14 protein-coding genes are annotated in these 15,848 nt (G+C 59.5%); 6 read left to right on the forward strand and 8 right to left on the reverse strand.

The window, feature by feature from the left end; all coding sequences use genetic code 11:
* Positions 1–24: 24 nt before the first annotated feature.
* On the reverse strand, positions 25–336 hold the full coding sequence (locus tag EQG66_RS11245; protein WP_129404689.1) for an FtsB family cell division protein: 312 nt from the start codon (positions 334–336) through the stop codon (positions 25–27).
* Between the two features lie 93 nt (positions 337–429).
* The gene (eno, locus tag EQG66_RS11250) at positions 430–1,704 is read right to left on the reverse strand and encodes a phosphopyruvate hydratase (protein ID WP_129404690.1); all 1,275 of its coding nucleotides are present in this window, start codon (positions 1,702–1,704) and stop codon (positions 430–432) included.
* A gap of 206 nt (positions 1,705–1,910) precedes the next feature.
* Here eno and EQG66_RS11255 point away from each other — a divergent pair, with 206 nt between their 5' ends.
* The 3 genes from EQG66_RS11255 to EQG66_RS11265 all read left to right on the forward strand — a co-directional run bounded on the left by EQG66_RS11255 (position 1,911) and on the right by EQG66_RS11265 (position 3,896).
* On the forward strand, positions 1,911–2,501 hold the full coding sequence (locus tag EQG66_RS11255; protein ID WP_245988061.1) for a hypothetical protein: 591 nt from the start codon (positions 1,911–1,913) through the stop codon (positions 2,499–2,501).
* Positions 2,502–3,219: 718 nt separating this feature from the next.
* Positions 3,220–3,615: a hypothetical protein gene (locus tag EQG66_RS11260; RefSeq protein ID WP_129404691.1), complete on the forward strand. Its 396-nt coding sequence runs from the start codon at positions 3,220–3,222 to the stop codon at positions 3,613–3,615.
* 44 nt (positions 3,616–3,659) lie between these two features.
* Positions 3,660–3,896, forward strand: coding sequence for a DUF4170 domain-containing protein (locus EQG66_RS11265; RefSeq protein WP_129404692.1), 237 nt, complete (start codon positions 3,660–3,662; stop codon positions 3,894–3,896).
* Positions 3,897–3,902: 6 nt separating this feature from the next.
* On the opposite strand, the gene EQG66_RS11270 is transcribed toward EQG66_RS11265, so the two are convergent.
* The 5 genes from EQG66_RS11270 to carA form a co-directional block, all read right to left on the reverse strand.
* Positions 3,903–4,598, reverse strand: coding sequence for a rhomboid family intramembrane serine protease (locus EQG66_RS11270; RefSeq protein ID WP_129404693.1), 696 nt, complete (start codon positions 4,596–4,598; stop codon positions 3,903–3,905).
* A 24-nt stretch (positions 4,599–4,622) separates the two neighbouring features.
* Positions 4,623–5,099, reverse strand: coding sequence for a transcription elongation factor GreA (gene greA, locus EQG66_RS11275; protein WP_129404694.1), 477 nt, complete (start codon positions 5,097–5,099; stop codon positions 4,623–4,625).
* Between the two features lie 86 nt (positions 5,100–5,185).
* Positions 5,186–8,503, reverse strand: a complete 3,318-nt coding sequence (carB, locus tag EQG66_RS11280) for a carbamoyl-phosphate synthase large subunit (RefSeq protein WP_129404695.1) — start codon at positions 8,501–8,503, stop codon at positions 5,186–5,188.
* A gap of 7 nt (positions 8,504–8,510) precedes the next feature.
* On the reverse strand, positions 8,511–9,137 hold the full coding sequence (locus EQG66_RS11285; protein ID WP_129404696.1) for a hypothetical protein: 627 nt from the start codon (positions 9,135–9,137) through the stop codon (positions 8,511–8,513).
* Complete coding sequence (gene carA, locus EQG66_RS11290) at positions 9,134–10,291, reverse strand: glutamine-hydrolyzing carbamoyl-phosphate synthase small subunit (protein ID WP_129404697.1); 1,158 nt, start codon at positions 10,289–10,291, stop codon at positions 9,134–9,136. Before carA ends, EQG66_RS11285 begins: the two co-directional genes overlap by 4 nt.
* A 192-nt stretch (positions 10,292–10,483) precedes the next feature.
* Here carA and EQG66_RS11295 point away from each other — a divergent pair, with 192 nt between their 5' ends.
* Complete coding sequence (locus tag EQG66_RS11295) at positions 10,484–10,936, forward strand: GatB/YqeY domain-containing protein (protein ID WP_129404698.1); 453 nt, start codon at positions 10,484–10,486, stop codon at positions 10,934–10,936.
* A 9-nt stretch (positions 10,937–10,945) separates the two neighbouring features.
* Here EQG66_RS11295 and EQG66_RS11300 read toward each other — a convergent pair whose 3' ends face one another.
* Positions 10,946–11,725, reverse strand: coding sequence for a hypothetical protein (locus EQG66_RS11300; protein WP_129404699.1), 780 nt, complete (start codon positions 11,723–11,725; stop codon positions 10,946–10,948).
* Between the two features lie 88 nt (positions 11,726–11,813).
* Here EQG66_RS11300 and dnaG point away from each other — a divergent pair, with 88 nt between their 5' ends.
* Together dnaG and rpoD are read left to right on the forward strand one after the other, a co-directional pair.
* Complete coding sequence (dnaG, locus tag EQG66_RS11305; protein ID WP_129404700.1) at positions 11,814–13,685, forward strand: DNA primase; 1,872 nt, start codon at positions 11,814–11,816, stop codon at positions 13,683–13,685.
* A 28-nt stretch (positions 13,686–13,713) separates the two neighbouring features.
* Entirely contained in the window at positions 13,714–15,762 is a 2,049-nt protein-coding gene (gene rpoD / locus EQG66_RS11310; RefSeq protein ID WP_129404701.1) for an RNA polymerase sigma factor RpoD, read from the forward strand.
* Positions 15,763–15,848 lie beyond the last annotated feature (86 nt).

Consider the following 15,848-nt stretch of genomic DNA (forward strand, 5'->3'; position numbering starts at 1 on the left):
CTGGAATTATGGATGGACAGCGCCCTATCGCAGCGGAACTACCACCTCATCTGGATGCCCGACGTTCAGTTCCTGCCGAATCATTTCATCAGCAAGATCCGGGTCCACGTGGCGAGGGTCCAATAGCTTCACCCTGTTGAGAATACGGTCCCGTTCGGCCTGCACAATTTTAAGCTCAGCCATGCTGTCGTGAAGCTTGCTGCTGTATCCGCCCCACGCCAGCAGGCCGTTACCACCAAATATCGCATATCCGAGCAGCACCGCCACCAGCAACACCGCCATCGCGGGTCCGAAAGCCGATGAAAACAAGCTTTTAAGTTTAAGCAGATGCGCCATGGCCCTTTGAATCACACATGATTCCCTCGCGCAACCGAAAAATGGTTAACGTCTGAATTTCGTCAATTGTGCGGAATACCAAGGCTGATGCGATCAGCGGAAAATAGCACGTCCCGCATAGTGCGCCACGTCGCCCAGTTCTTCCTCAATACGGATGAGCTGATTATATTTGGCAAGCCGATCAGAACGGGCGAGCGAGCCTGTCTTGATCTGGCCGCAGTTTGTCGCAACGGCCAGATCCGCAATCGTCGCATCCTCTGTCTCGCCGGAACGATGCGACATAACCGCCGTATAGCGCGCGCGGTGTGCCATATCGACCGCAGCCAGCGTCTCGGTCAGCGTTCCGATCTGGTTGACCTTGACCAGCAGGGAGTTGGCGAGGCCTTTTTCGATACCCATAGCAAGGCGTTTCGGGTTGGTGACGAACAGGTCATCTCCAACAAGTTGAACCGTGCCGCCGATCTTGTCTGTCAGGATTTTCCAGCCCTCGAAATCATCTTCGCCCATGCCATCTTCGATCGACTTGATCGGATAGCGGGCGCACAGATCGGCCAGATAATCGGCCATTTCGGCGGGAGACAGGCTCTTGCCCTCACCCACCATTTCATAACGGCCATTCTTGAAGAATTCGGTCGAGGCACAATCGAGCGCCAGCATTACATCGTCACCCGGCTTGTATCCGGCCTTCTCGATCGACGCGAGAATGAAATCCAGCGCGTCCGTTGTGGAGGAGAGATTGGGCGCGAAGCCGCCCTCATCGCCCACCGAGGTCGCGAGCCCCTTGTCGTGCAAGCCCTTCTTGAGCGTGTGGAAGATTTCCGCACCGATCCGCACCGCATCGGCAAGGCTTTCCGCCCCCACCGGCATGATCATGAATTCCTGAAAGTCGATCGGGTTGTCGGCATGTTCGCCGCCGTTGATGATATTCATCATCGGCACGGGCAGCACATGCGCCTGCACCCCGCCGACATAACGATATAGCGGAAGGCCGCGCGCATCGGCCGCCGCCTTTGCAATTGCCAGCGAGACGCCAAGGATCGCATTGGCGCCAAGGCGGCCTTTATTGTCTGTGCCATCGAGCGCGATCATCGCGGCATCGACTTCGCCCTGATCCTCGGCATCCATGCCGACAACCGCCTCCGCAATCTCGCCGTTCACCGCTTCAATGGCCGCCAGCACCCCCTTGCCGAGATATTTGCTCTTGTCGCCATCGCGCTTTTCCATGGCCTCATATGCGCCTGTCGATGCGCCGGACGGAACCGCCGCACGACCGAAGCTGCCATCTTCCAACAGCACATCGACCTCCACAGTCGGATTGCCCCGGCTGTCGAGTATCTGGCGGGCATGGACATCAAGAATGGCGGTCATACGTGTTTCCTTATGTCTGGCGCAGGCAGAACGCCTTGATTATTGCGCGCCCGCTTAGCCAGAGCAGGCGGCCAAGGCAAGGTGCACCCGCGCATCACGCATCAATTTTTGATCCTGACAGGATGAAATTCGGCAAGGGAACTGTTATCTCTCTGAAAGAGTATATATGACTTCAGACTTAGCCATAACATCGGAAGGATATTCCCATGGCCGGAATTACAGATGCACCATCGGCTCCCAAGCGCCGGGGCCGGAAACCTAACGCAGAAAAATTGGGCAAGCAGAATACAGCCAATGCTGCCGAGCCGGGTTTCACGGAGTCGGTTCAGCTTGCCACTGCCGCTGTAAGCGCGGCAAAGAAGGCCGCGCGCGCTAAAGTGACGAGCGCCAAAACTATGGCCACCGACAAGGTTCAGGCCGCAAAAGAAACTGTCTCGGCCTTTGACTGGAAAAAGCAGGCCGAGGAAGTCACTGCGCAGGCTGGCAAGATGGCGCGAGACACCGCCACCACCGCAAAAACGAAAACCTCATCCGCGATGGACGGCCTTGCCAAACTTATCACGGAAACTGCGCAGACCGTCGATAGCAAGCTGGGCCCGCAATATGGCGATTATGCCCGGCAAGCGGCGAATGCCGTAGCAGGTGCCGCCAAATCGCTGGATAGCAAGGATGTCGATCAATTGCTGGGTGAAGCCCGCAATTTTGTGCGCAAAAGCCCTGCCGTCGCAATTGGCGCGGCTGCCATAGCGGGTTATGTCCTCATGCGCCTCGCCAGAGGATCGTCTGAAGAGGATTGAGCCTTCGGAGGAAACGGGCGGTGAAACGCGAGCAACGATCAGGCTGGGCGCCTGAGCCTCCTGCCGAACAGGACATAACCGAAGCCAGCATTTCTGTGTCTGGCGACGACGGCCTGGATACTCCTATCGGAGAACTGGTGCGGCGGGTTGTCACCGAGGGGCGCGCATACGCCGAAACAGAATTTGCGCGGCAAAGGCTTCGCGCCCATATTGTGGGGACAGCAGGAAGGGATGCTGCACTGCTGGTTCTTGCCGCGATATTTCTGTTGTTTGGAGCAATGACGGCCCTTGTTGTTGCGTGCGTATGGATATTGGCCCCGCATTTGGGCGTAGCGGGTGCGCTGGCCGTAACAATCGCAGGCGCACTCCTCTGCATAATCGCTCTGTTGGCCGCTGCGCGCGCACGGATGCGCCGGGCACTGCATATCGCATTAGGCAAAGAGGGTGGGCATGAGTAACGCTCCTTTGCCCAAAGAACATATGCGGGATCTTGATAGTCTGGCGGAGGAGCGCCGACGCGCATTAGAGCAGAGTGTTGCCTTGTTGCGGCGCAGAACAGCCCCCGCTCACCTCAAGGCGCGTGCCCAAAACCGGCTGCTTGACGGCACCCTCAATCTATTGGCCCGTGCAAAGGGGACTATACGGGAAAATCCTGTCCGGACCCTGGGAATAGCCGCTTTGCTCGGAGCCATATTGGCGCGAGGACCGATAATGAAGATTGCTGCACGAGGCGCTCTGTGCGCTGCAGATTATTTTAAGAACCTATACCGTAGGCATGGCACATCAGCCAGCGAAGAGGGCAGAAATGAGTAAGGATATGCAAGACAATTTGCGCCGCGTTCGCACAACCACCGTCAAGAATGTCAAGCGCGCGACTTCCGGGCTTACCAAAAGCGCAAAACAGGTCCGCGCGCGCGCCAAAGCAGCGAGCGAAGGCGCCGGCGACAAGCTGGACGCTGCGAAATTGCAGGCGGACAAGGCGGCAATGGAAGCGACACGGATCATTACCGAGCATCCTTTCGCTGCGTTAGCAGCGGCAGCCGCAGTGGGCGCTCTCGCAGCAGGCCTGCTGCCCCGTTTCATGCGAGGCAAGCGCAACCAAACGCCTGAATAGGCTATCCGGTTGATTTTGGCTTGGACGGTGCGTAAACGATTGCCATGAGCAAGATGCACCTCGTCATGGGGGGGCGCGTAAGCGACCCCCGCACCCTCGATTTTGAAGATCTGGACGCCATCGATTTTGTCGGCGTTTTTCCAGACTTTGCTACTGCAGAAAAAGCATGGCGCGGCGCGGCGCAGCGTACGGTCGACGATGCCGAGATGAAGTATGTGATCGTGCATCTGCATCGCCTGCTCGATCCCTCGACCGATCACGAGGGCGGCGACGCGCACTGAGGCAGATCAGACCGCTTTTGGGCGCCTGCCGAACCGGATCATGAGCAAAGGGCGCGTCAACAGAAGGCCTGCCACAAAGCCGCCGACATGCGCACCGACGGCCACAGCGGCCCCGCCAGTTCCAAGCCCCATTGAGCCTGCGCTGGACGCGATCCCTATCAAAAATTGCAGGACCGTCCATCCCGCCCCCAGCCATAGCATCCGCAGGGCACTCGCAGAAAATGGCCCCCAGGCTTTCACCTCGCGGCTGCCAAACAACAGCGCATAGGCGCCGATTACCGCAGAAATTGCTCCGCTAGCGCCTATCATCGGCACTGGCATATCCGGACCCAGCGCCCATTGCCCTGCCGCCGCCGCATAAGCGCCCGCGCCATAGAGCGTCAGTATCAAGCGGCCGCCCAGCACCTGCTCTACCTGCCGCCCACAGAACACCAGCATCAATATGTTGAAGCCCAGATGCAGCCATCCCCCGTGCAGCAATGCCGAGCTGAGCGGCGTCAGCAACACTGGCACGATTGGAATAGCAAGATCCGCCTGTGCCAGCAGGTCTGGCTGTGCGATACGGGCGGGAATGAACCCTGCCGCGTAACTCAGCGCAGCATCATAGCCGCTGATGCGAGCCACCACAAACGCAATCACAGTAACCACTGCGATCTGGCCTACCGTGCTAGCGAAAGCCGAGGATGATGTCGTTGGCCGCATGGCACTCCGAGCTGATATCAGCTCTCAAATAAACTCGATCTTGTCGACGCTGTAATATTTCTCGCCGGAGGGTACGATGACCTCAATGTCCTCGCCCACCTGCTTGCCGATGAGCGCGCGCCCCAGCGGGCTGTTATATGAGATCATGCCTAGCTTGGCGTCTGCCTCGGCCTGGCCGACGATCTGATAGCGCACCGGCTTGTCGTCCTCGTCGAGCAGAGTCACGGTCGCGCCGAACACGATCTTGTCTCCGGAAAGTGTCGTCGGGTCGATCACCTGCGCGCGGGAGAGCTTGTCTTCCAGATCCGCGATTGACGCTTCGACATGCCCCTGGCGCTCTTTGGCAGCATGATATTCCGCATTTTCTGACAGATCACCGTGCGCGCGTGCTTCCTCAATCGCATCGACGATCTGGGGCCGTTCCGCCTTCAGGGCGCGCAGCTGATCGTTCAGCTTTTCGTACCCTATCGCCAGCATTGGCATTTTTTCAACGGTTGCCATCAGAAAATCCCCAATAAAACATCGTGCCGGATACCGAAGCGCACCGACGCATAATCGTCATCCTGATCGGAATTCACTAGTCAGGGTTAGTGATAATAGGATTGCAACGCCCTTACTTCAAGGGGATGCGCCTTCAAAGCTTCTATTGCATCCACCACGGCGACACTTGCCGCAGCGGTGGTGAAGCTCGGTATCTTCATCCTCAGCGCGCTTGTGCGGATAGCTTGGCTGTCTTTCAGCGATTGCCAGCCCTCGGTGGTGTTGAAGATCATAGCGATTCCGCCATCGGTTATACGATCAACGATATGTGGACGACCCTGTGCCACCTTGTTGATCGTCTCGACCGCAATGCCCTTCTCCACCAGATAGCGCGCGGTGCCGCCGGTGGCGACGATAGCAAATCCCATCGCGGCGGCTTTCTGGACCGCAGGCAAGATCACCGGTTTGTCGCTGTCTTTCACCGAGACGAAGATGGCTCCCTCGCGCGGCAGGACAGTGCCCGCGCCGAGCTGTGACTTCGCAAATGCGGTCGCGAAATCGCTGTCGATGCCCATGACCTCACCCGTACTTTTCATTTCCGGGCTGAGCACCGGGTCAACACCGGGGAAGCGGTTGAACGGGAACACCGCCTCTTTCACCGCGATGTGCGAAATCGCGTTGCGATCGATCTTTGGCAGATTCGCGAGCTTTTCTCCGGCCATGACCCGCGCGGCGATTTTCGCGACCGGCGCGCCGATCGCCTTGGCGACGAAGGGGACGGTGCGGCTGGCGCGCGGGTTTACCTCGATGAGGTAGACCGAGCCGTCCTTCACCGCGAACTGAATGTTCATCAAACCGCGCACCTTGAGCGCGCGGGCGAGCGCGTCGGTCTGTCGTTCAATCTCTGCGATTATTTCGGCAGAGAGGCTGTAGGGCGGCAGGGAGCAGGCGCTATCGCCCGAATGGACCCCGGCCTCCTCGATATGCTGGAGGACGCCCGCCACCACGACATCATCCCCATCGCAGATCGCATCGACATCGACTTCTATCGCGTCGCGTAAATATTGGTCGATAAGTACCGGAGAATCCCCGGAAACTTGCACTGCCGTCGCGATATACTCCTCCAGCTGTGCCTGCCCGTCGACGATCTCCATCGCCCGCCCGCCGAGCACATAGGAGGGGCGCATCAGCACAGGATAGCCGATGCGATTGGCGACCGCGATGGCCTCCTCCCGGCTCCGCGCGATGCCGTTGGCGGGTTGCTTCAAACCCAGCTTCGTCACCAGCGCGGCAAAGCGTTCGCGGTCTTCAGCAAGGTCAATCGCGTCCGGCGTGGTGCCGAGGATCGGGATGCCCGCATCCTCCAACGCCTGCGCCAGCTTTAACGGCGTCTGCCCGCCAAACTGCACGATAACGCCCACCAAAGTGCCGTTCTGCATCTCTTTCTGCAAGATTTCGAGCACATCCTCGACCGTCAGCGGCTCGAAATAGAGCCGGTCAGACGTGTCGTAGTCGGTGCTCACCGTTTCGGGATTGCAGTTGACCATGATCGTCTCATAGCCTGCATCTTCGAGCGCGAAACAGGCGTGGCAGCAGCAATAATCGAACTCGATCCCCTGCCCGATCCGGTTCGGCCCGCCGCCGAGGATCACGACCTTCTTGCGGTCAGTCGGCGCGCTCTCGCACTCCGGCTCGCCAAACGAAGGCGCCTCGTAGGTCGAATACATATACGGCGTTTTCGCCTCAAACTCCGCCGCGCAGGTGTCTATCCGCTTGAACACCGGGCGTACGCCGAGCTTGTGACGCAGGGCGCGGACCTCGGACTCAGTTGTTGCGCCGGTCATCGCCTTCACCGCATCGTGCAGCAGGCCGTGGCCCTTTGCCGCCTGCGGGGCGAGCAGATGCGCCGATTGCAGCGCGAGGAACGACAGCCGCGCGTCGGAAAAGCCCATGGATTTGAGCTTGCGCATCCCTTCCGCCGTCTGCGGCAAGCCGTTTTCCAGCACTTCAGCCTCGGCCTCGACGATCTCCTTGATCCGCTCAAGGAACCACGGGTCGAACTTGGCGACCGAGTGGATCTCCGCCACCGAAAGCCCCTCGCGCAATGCCTGCGCGGCGATGAGCAGACGATCCGGCGTCGGCTGGCCCAAGGCCGCGATAATGTCATCCTTGGGCGCGCCGACCAGATGATCGACGATGTTGAAGCCGCTCAGCCCCGTCTCCAGCCCGCGCAGCGCCTTTTGCATAGACTCATGGATGTTGCGGCCGATCGCCATCACCTCGCCGACGGATTTCATCGCCGTGCCGAGCAGCGGCTCCGCGCCCTTGAACTTCTCGAACGCGAAGCGGGGGATCTTGGTCACGACATAATCGATCGTCGGCTCGAAGCTGGCAGGCGTCGCACCGGTGATGTCGTTCATGATCTCATCGAGCGTGTAGCCGACGGCAAGCTTTGCCGCGACCTTGGCAATCGGGAAGCCGGTCGCCTTGGAGGCAAGCGCCGAGGACCGCGAGACGCGCGGGTTCATCTCGATCACGATCAGGCGGCCATCCTTGGGGTTGACTGCGAACTGTACGTTCGAACCGCCGGTCTCGACGCCGATCTCCCGCAACACTGCCAATGAGGCGTTGCGCATGATCTGATATTCCTTGTCCGTCAGCGTCAGCGCAGGCGCGACGGTGATCGAGTCACCGGTGTGTACGCCCATCGGATCGACATTTTCGATGGAGCAGATGATGATGGCGTTGTCGTTGCGGTCCCGCACGACCTCCATCTCATATTCTTTCCACCCCAACAGCGATTCCTCGATCAGCACCTCGGTGGTGGGCGAGGCATCGAGGCCGGTGCCGACGATGTGACGGAACTCGTCCTTGTTATACGCGACGCCACCGCCGGTGCCGCCCATGGTGAAGCTGGGGCGGATGATCGCGGGCAGGCCGGTGAAATCCAGAGCCTCCATCGCCTCTTCCATGCTGTGCGCGATGCGGCTGCGCGCGCTTTCGAGGCCGATCTTGTCCATCGCATCACGGAACTTGAGACGATCCTCCGCCTTGTCGATCGCCTCCGCATCCGCGCCGATCATCTGGCAGCCATATTTCTCCAGCGTGCCATCGTTGAACAGCGCTAAAGCCGTGTTGAGCGCGGTCTGGCCGCCCATGGTGGGCAGCACGGCGTCCGGCCGCTCCTTCTCAATGATCTTGGCGACGATCTCCGGCGTGATCGGCTCGATATAGGTCGCGTCCGCGAGATCGGGATCGGTCATGATCGTCGCGGGGTTGGAGTTGACGAGGACGATGCGATAGCCCTCCTCTTTCAGCGCCTTGACCGCCTGCGTGCCCGAATAATCGAACTCGCACGCCTGACCGATAATGATCGGCCCCGCGCCAATGATGAGGATGGAGGATATGTCAGTTCTTTTGGGCATTATTGGCCTATTTATAAAGTGTCATAAGAGAAACAAAAAATGAGCCTATTCCGGTAATAGCACTAACAACTTGCACTATCTTCCAAATCAATTCTGCAGGCGGCTCAGGTGCGTCAGCCAGCGCATGTAACGCTAATATATAGGCGCGGGCTTGAGCTTTTTCTTGGTTTGTAGCACCCGACTGCATGACCGCATCTTCAACTATAATTAGCGCCGTCTTGAGCCTCCCTGCTGACTCTTCGGTAAGCACTCCAACTTTCGTTACTCCCGTCCACATCGAGCTATCAAATGAAGAGCCATTGTTGCTGGTTGGCGCTGTATCAATTACTAAATCATCTGAGAAACCTGCACTCTCGTAAACATAATGATCTGTGACGCGAAAAAAATTTTCTCTGACCGGTAGTCCTGAGCGAGCTTCTAAAAGGTCATCGCTGATTGCTTGCTCTAGTGCTTCCACAATATCCTCAAAGAGCACAATAGGGATATATCCGTATTTATTTCCCTTAAACTGCCATCTGGCCAACGACGCTGCCATTTCGTTGAAGCCAACCCATTCGGGATTACCATTCTCATCAGTGCTATTGGACAAAAATTGAAGAATGGCCTCAGCAAGGCCTTCAATCCTATCTCTCACCTCAATCCCCCCACAAACTTCTCGAACAGGTAGAAGCTGTCCTGCGGGCCGGGGGAGGCTTCGGGGTGGTATTGTACGCCGAAGGCTTGTCTGTCGGTGAAGGCGATGCCGCAGTTGGAGCCATCGAACAGGCTCACATGCGTTTCGACCACATTGTCGGGCAGAGTCTTGGCGTCCACCGCGAAGCCGTGGTTCATGCTGGTGATCTCCACCACGCCTTTTTCCAGATGCTTGACCGGGTGGTTCGCGCCGCGATGGCCTTGGTGCATCTTGATCGTCTTGGCGCCGCCCGCCAGCGCCAGCATCTGGTGGCCCAGGCAGATGCCGAAGATCGTCATGTTGGCGTCCAAGAGCTTGCGGATTACCGGGACGGCATATTCGCCCGTCGCCGCCGGATCGCCGGGGCCGTTGGAGAGGAACACGCCCGCAGGATTGAGCGCCATGATGTCTTCGTAGCTCGCCGTGGCGGGCAGCACGGTGACGCGCGCGCCGGCCTTTACCAGCGAGCGGAAGATATTGTCCTTCGCGCCATAGTCTATCGCGACGACGTGGGGCTTCTCGCTCCCCTCGCCCTGAGCATAGCCCTGCCCCAACGACCACACGCCGCCAGCCCATTCGCGTTGCGCGCCCGTCACGCTGATCGCGAGGTCCATACCCACCAGCCCCGGCCAGCTCTTTGCCTTCTCATGCAGCGCGGCGAGATCGAACTTGCCCGCCGGATCATGCGCGATCACGGCGTTGGGCGCGCCCTGCATCCTGATGCGCCGGGTGAGCGCGCGCGTATCCACGCCCGAAATGCCGATGCGCCCGGTCTGCGCCATCCATGCGTCGAACCCCTGCACATTGCGGAAGTTCGACGGCTCGGTCACATCCTCGCGCACGATGCAGCCCAGTGCGTGCGGCGCCTCGCGCTCCACATCCTCCGGGTTGGTGCCGACATTGCCGATGTGCGGGAAGGTGAAGGTGATGATCTGCCCGGCATAGCTCGGGTCGGTCATGATCTCCTGATAGCCGGTGATCGCGGTGTTGAAGCATACCTCGCCCACCGCATCGCCCACCGCGCCAAAGCCCCGGCCAAAGACGCATGTGCCATCCGCCAATACCAATACCCCGGTCGCTCCTTTAGGCGTGATAGGGTATTTGGCGGTTGCCATGATCGTTCGTTCCTTGCTTTTGCTCTGTGGGCTTTTGCTTTGTATTGGGCCGCGCTTCTATCGCAAGAAACGCAGGCTAAACGGCCGGTTCCCTATGCCTTTGCTGCGGCGCGGTCAATGACTGTTAAAAAATGATTTCACCGTTATATGTGGTCCTTTATTTCCTAGCATCAATGAAGGATTCGCACCGTCATGATCCGTGACGATATCAAGGCCGCGCAAATCGAGGCGATGAAGGGCGGGGATAAGGAACGCCTTGCCGCCGTGCGCCTCATCCTCGCCAAACTGAAGGACCGGGACATAGAGCTGCGGACCGCATCCCAGGTGCCGGAGGATGACGCTGTCGTCGTCGATGTCTTGCAAAAAATGGTCAAGCAGCGGCGCGAATCGATCACTATGTATGAGCAGGGCGGCCGCGCCGAGCTGGCGGCGAAGGAGCAGGCCGAGCTTGATGTGATCGAGAGCTTTCTTCCCCGCCAGATGAGCGAAGACGAGACCAAGGCGGCGATCGAGGCGATCAAGGCCGAGGTCGGCGCGGCATCGGTCAAGGATATGGGCCGCGTGATGGCGCTGCTGAAGGAACGCCACGGCACCGTGATCGACATGAGCAAGGCGAGCGGCCTTGTGAAGGCGGCGCTCGCCTAAGCCTGTTGGTCAGAAGCCGGGCGGCAAGAAAGGCTCCATCGGCCGCTGCGCGCCGGGGGTGCCCGCGACGACAGCCTGCGTGACGGCCCCGCCCCAGTCGCTGAAGGCCAGCACATCGGCAACAAGCTGAGTGAGGAGGATGGCGCCTATGCCCCACGCCCACGCGGGGTGAACGCGGCCTGTGCGGCGCCTGTCCGCAATCATGCCCGCTATAGGAAACACCAGAACGAGCATCTCCGAGATCAGGAAGGCATAGGGGATCATATACGGCATCGGCAGCAGACGCCCAAAGCCGGGGCCGACGAGAATCGCCATGCCGGTGAGCATCAGGCGGGGGTGCCAGCCGGTACTGCGCGGCATGCGCAATGCTGTGATCGCCAATATGCCAAACAGCCACAGCATCATGATATTGGCGAACAGGAACTCGCGCTGATCGAAGAAGAAGGGAGAGCCGGTTCGCCGCAGCGAGGTGAGAGAGAGCACGGTGCCGAGTACAACCATCACCGGGACGAACGCATAGGCGAACTTGCCCAACTTGCGGTGCAGGCCGATATTGCCCCGCGCTATCGAAAAGCTCTGCGCGAGGTACAACGCGACCCACCCGAAAAAGACAAAGGCATGAAAATGAAAGACCGGCGGGACCGCGAAGGTCGATCGGCCCATAGCCAGATTAACGGAAAATCCTGCAACGATCAGCAGCGCCATGATGACCGCGCAAATCGTAAAGAATGAAGACTCGGTGCTGCGGGCGCTGTTGCCCGTGGATGTGGCGTTGTTAGCAGTTGCCATGGTTGCCCCCCCCCATCAGTTTTGGTTGTTATACCGTTATTGAAGATTGAAACCAACCCGGTTCGGGGTTACACCAGTATAATAGGTCATGTCCTTATCGCCCCAGTTCCTTGACGAGTTGCGCGCGCGAACAACGCTCTCTACCCTCATCGGCAAGAGCGTGAAGGTGACGAAGGCTGGCCGCGAATATAAGGCCTGCTGCCCCTTCCATAACGAGAAGACACCCAGCTTCACGATCAACGACGAGAAGGGCTTTTACCACTGCTTTGGCTGTGGCGCGCATGGCGATGCGATCCGCTGGATGACCGATAATCGCGGGCTGCCGTTCATGGACGCCGTGAAGGAGCTGGCGGATGCGGCGGGCATGCAGGTTCCCACGCCCGATCCACGCGCCGCGCGCCAAGCAGAGGCCGCGAAAGGCTTGCACGAGGCGTGTCAGGCTGCGCAGGACTGGTTCGAGGGCCAGTTGGGCGGGATAGAAGGCGCAGAGGCGCGGGCTTACCTTGAGAAGCGTGGCATAACCGACGCCACGCGCCGCGCCTTCGGCTTTGGCTATGCGCCGGATTCGCGCGGCAAGCTCAAGGCCGCGCTGAAGGAATTTCCAGAACCGCTGCTGATCGAGGCTGGGCTGCTGATCCAGCCCGACGACAAGGGCCGCGAGCCGTATGACCGCTTTCGTGGCCGGTTGATGATCCCGATCCGCGATGGGCGCGGGCGGGTGATCGCGTTCGGTGGACGTATTATCGGAGCGGGCGAGCCGAAATATCTGAACTCCCCGGATACCCCGCTCTTCGACAAGGGGCGCACGCTCTATAATCTAGACAAGGCGTTGCCTGCTGCGCGCTCTGCGGGGCGGATCATTGTCGTTGAAGGCTATATGGATGTGGTTGCGCTGGCGCAGGCGGGCATCCATGAGTGCGTTGCGCCGCTGGGCACAGCGCTCACCGAACATCAGATAGAGCGGCTGTGGAAGCTGGCCGATGTGCCGATCCTCTGCTTCGACGGTGACAGTGCCGGGCAGAAGGCGGCGGACCGCGCGGCCTTGCGCGCCCTGCCCCTGCTCCAGCCGGGCCGGTCTTTAAGCTTCGTGACGCTTCCGCAAGGCATGGACCCTGATGATCTGGTGAAGGCAAGAGGTGCGGCCGGGTTTGAGAGCTGTGTCGCCTCCCCCACTCCTCTGGTCGAGCGGCTGTGGCTGCATGAACAGAGCGCAACGCCCGCCACTACACCCGAAGCCCGCGCGGGACTACAACAACGGCTCAATGAACACGCAAGCACCATCGCGCATGATCTCGTCCGCCGCGAATATGAGCGCGCGCTCAAGGACCGCTTTTGGGCGGAGTTCGGCTGGAAACGCCAAGAACGCGCGGCCGTTCGCGGCTTCATCAATCGTTCGCGCGATGAAATCCGCGGAGGCAACGGCACCCCCGGCGATCTCGGCAATATGGCGGTTCGGATCGACCAGATGGTCAAACGGGCTATTCTGCTCGGTCTCTCGCGCTATCCCGGCGTGCTCTATACCCACCGCGAGCAACTGAGCGCTCTCGCTATGCCCAGCCCTGTGCTGGCCGAGTGGTCTTCGCTGCTCATTCGCGCATCATTTGAGCGCGCGGCCCTTGAAGAAAGCCTGATAGACGCCATATTGGCCGATGCCTCGCTTGCTGAACCCGAACGTCGGAGCATTGCTCATGACATGGCTTTTTCCTTCTACAGAGCCGATGGCGACAAGGAAGTGGCGGAAAAGGATTTGGGAGAAGTTATAAATCTGCTGGTGTTTGAGCAGGAATATCCGCCAAAGCTTGAACGATTGACAACAGAGCTTTATGCGCATCGCGACGATGACACCAGATATGAGGCCTTGTGGCAGGACCATCTCAGCCTGATCGCCAGCAAGCGACAGAATGACGAGCGCCTCAAGGAACTCAAGGCGAATATAGAAGAACAGCTCATGGCCGCCTGAACGGCCATCAGAAACACAAGGCGAATACATGGCGAGCAAGGCGAACAAAGGTCAGGGCGATGAACTGGAAAGCGGTGATGCGCCGCTGCTTGATCTTAACGAGGCTTCGGTCAAGAAGATGATCGCCAAGGCCGTGAAGCGCGGCTACATCACGGTAGACGAGCTGAACGCTGCGCTGCCGGAGGATCAGATGTCCTCTGAACAGATTGAGGATGTGATGTCGGCCTTGAACGACATGGGCGTCAATGTCGTCGAGAACGAAGAAGTCGGCGAAGAAGGCGACGATGCTCGCGATGAAGAAGTCGAGGCTATCGACTCTTCCGGCGATGAGGCCACCGAAGACAACGAACTGCTCGTTACCGAGAAGAAGAAAGAAACTGTCGACCGCACGGATGATCCGGTGCGCATGTATCTGCGCGAGATGGGCGCGGTCGAGCTGCTATCGCGCGAGGGCGAGATCGCGATTGCCAAGCGCATCGAGGCCGGGCGCGATACGATGATCCTCGGCCTGTGCGAAAGCCCGACGACCTTCCACGCGATCATCGAATGGTCCAACGCGCTCAATAATGGCGAGATGCAGCTGCGCGAGATCCTCGATCTGGAGGCGATGCTCTCCAAAGACCCCGCGCCCGAAAGCCTTTCTGACGACGATGAGGGCGACGACGACGGGGAAATCTCTGAAAAGACCGCCGGCCCCAGCTTCAAGGACGAGGACGAGGTAGAGGAAGAGCCTGAAGCCTCTGACGAGGACGAGGATTCGCTGGTGGAGCGCCGCGCGCCGCGCGTTGAGGAAGAAGACGAGGACGACAACACCCTCTCGCTCGCGCAGATGGAAGAAACGCTGAAGCCGATGGCGCTGGAGAAGTTCGCCGCCATTGCCGAGATTTTCCACCAGTTCGCCGCTGCGCAGGCCGCCCGGCTGGAGGCGATGGCTTCGGGTGAGGCCATCAGCCAGAAAGACGAGGATAGCTACCAGCAGCTGCGTGAAGACCTCACTGCCGAAGTCGAAAGCGTGCAGTTCCACCAGCAGAAGATCGAATATCTCGTCGATCAGCTCTACAGCTATAACCGCCGCCTCACCACGCTGGGCGGGCAGATGCTGCGCCTGGCCGAGCGTCATAAGGTGCCGCGCAAGGACTTCCTCGATAACTATATCAACCACGAGCTTGACGAAGGCTGGATGGAGAAGATCGCAGGGATCGACAAGAAGTGGGCCGCCTTCGCTGCCAACGAGGCGCATGCGGTGGACCGCATCCGCAACGAGGTCGCCGAAATCGCGCAGGCCACCGGCATGGCGCTCAGCGAGTTTCGCCGCATCGTCAACATGGTACAAAAAGGCGAACGCGAGGCGCGCATCGCCAAGAAGGAAATGGTGGAGGCAAACCTGCGCCTCGTCATCTCCATCGCCAAGAAATATACCAACCGAGGGCTGCAGTTCCTCGACCTGATTCAGGAAGGCAATATCGGCCTGATGAAGGCTGTGGACAAGTTCGAGTATCGCCGCGGCTACAAGTTCAGCACCTATGCGACCTGGTGGATCAGGCAGGCGATCACGCGCTCGATTGCGGATCAGGCGCGCACGATCCGAATCCCCGTGCATATGATCGAAACGATCAACAAGCTGGTGCACACATCTCGCCAGTTCCTGCACGAGCAGGGCCGCGAGCCTACGCCGGAGGAAATGGCCGAGCGCCTTTCGATGCCGCTCGAAAAAGTGCGCAAGGTGATGAAGATCGCCAAAGAGCCGATCTCCCTCGAAACGCCGATCGGCGACGAGGAAGACAGCCATCTCGGCGATTTCATCGAGGACAAGAACGCGATCATTCCGGTGGACGCCGCGATTCAGGCGAATCTCAAGGAAACCGTCACCCGCGTTCTCGCCAGCCTGACCCCGCGCGAGGAACGCGTGCTGCGCATGCGCTTCGGCATCGGCATGAACACCGATCACACGCTGGAGGAAGTGGGCCAGCAGTTCAGCGTGACTCGCGAGCGCATCCGCCAGATCGAGGCGAAGGCGCTGAGGAAGCTGAAACACCCCTCGCGCAGCCGCAAGATGCGATCCTTTCTCGATCAGTAACCATAGAATATTGGTTAACGCCTCAAAGCGGGACAAAAGAGACAGGATTTCTGCGGCCAATTGAAAATCCGCATAAACCCGTCGTT

The organism is Sphingobium fluviale, from assembly GCF_004122115.1.
Taxonomy (GTDB): domain Bacteria; phylum Pseudomonadota; class Alphaproteobacteria; order Sphingomonadales; family Sphingomonadaceae; genus Sphingobium; species Sphingobium fluviale.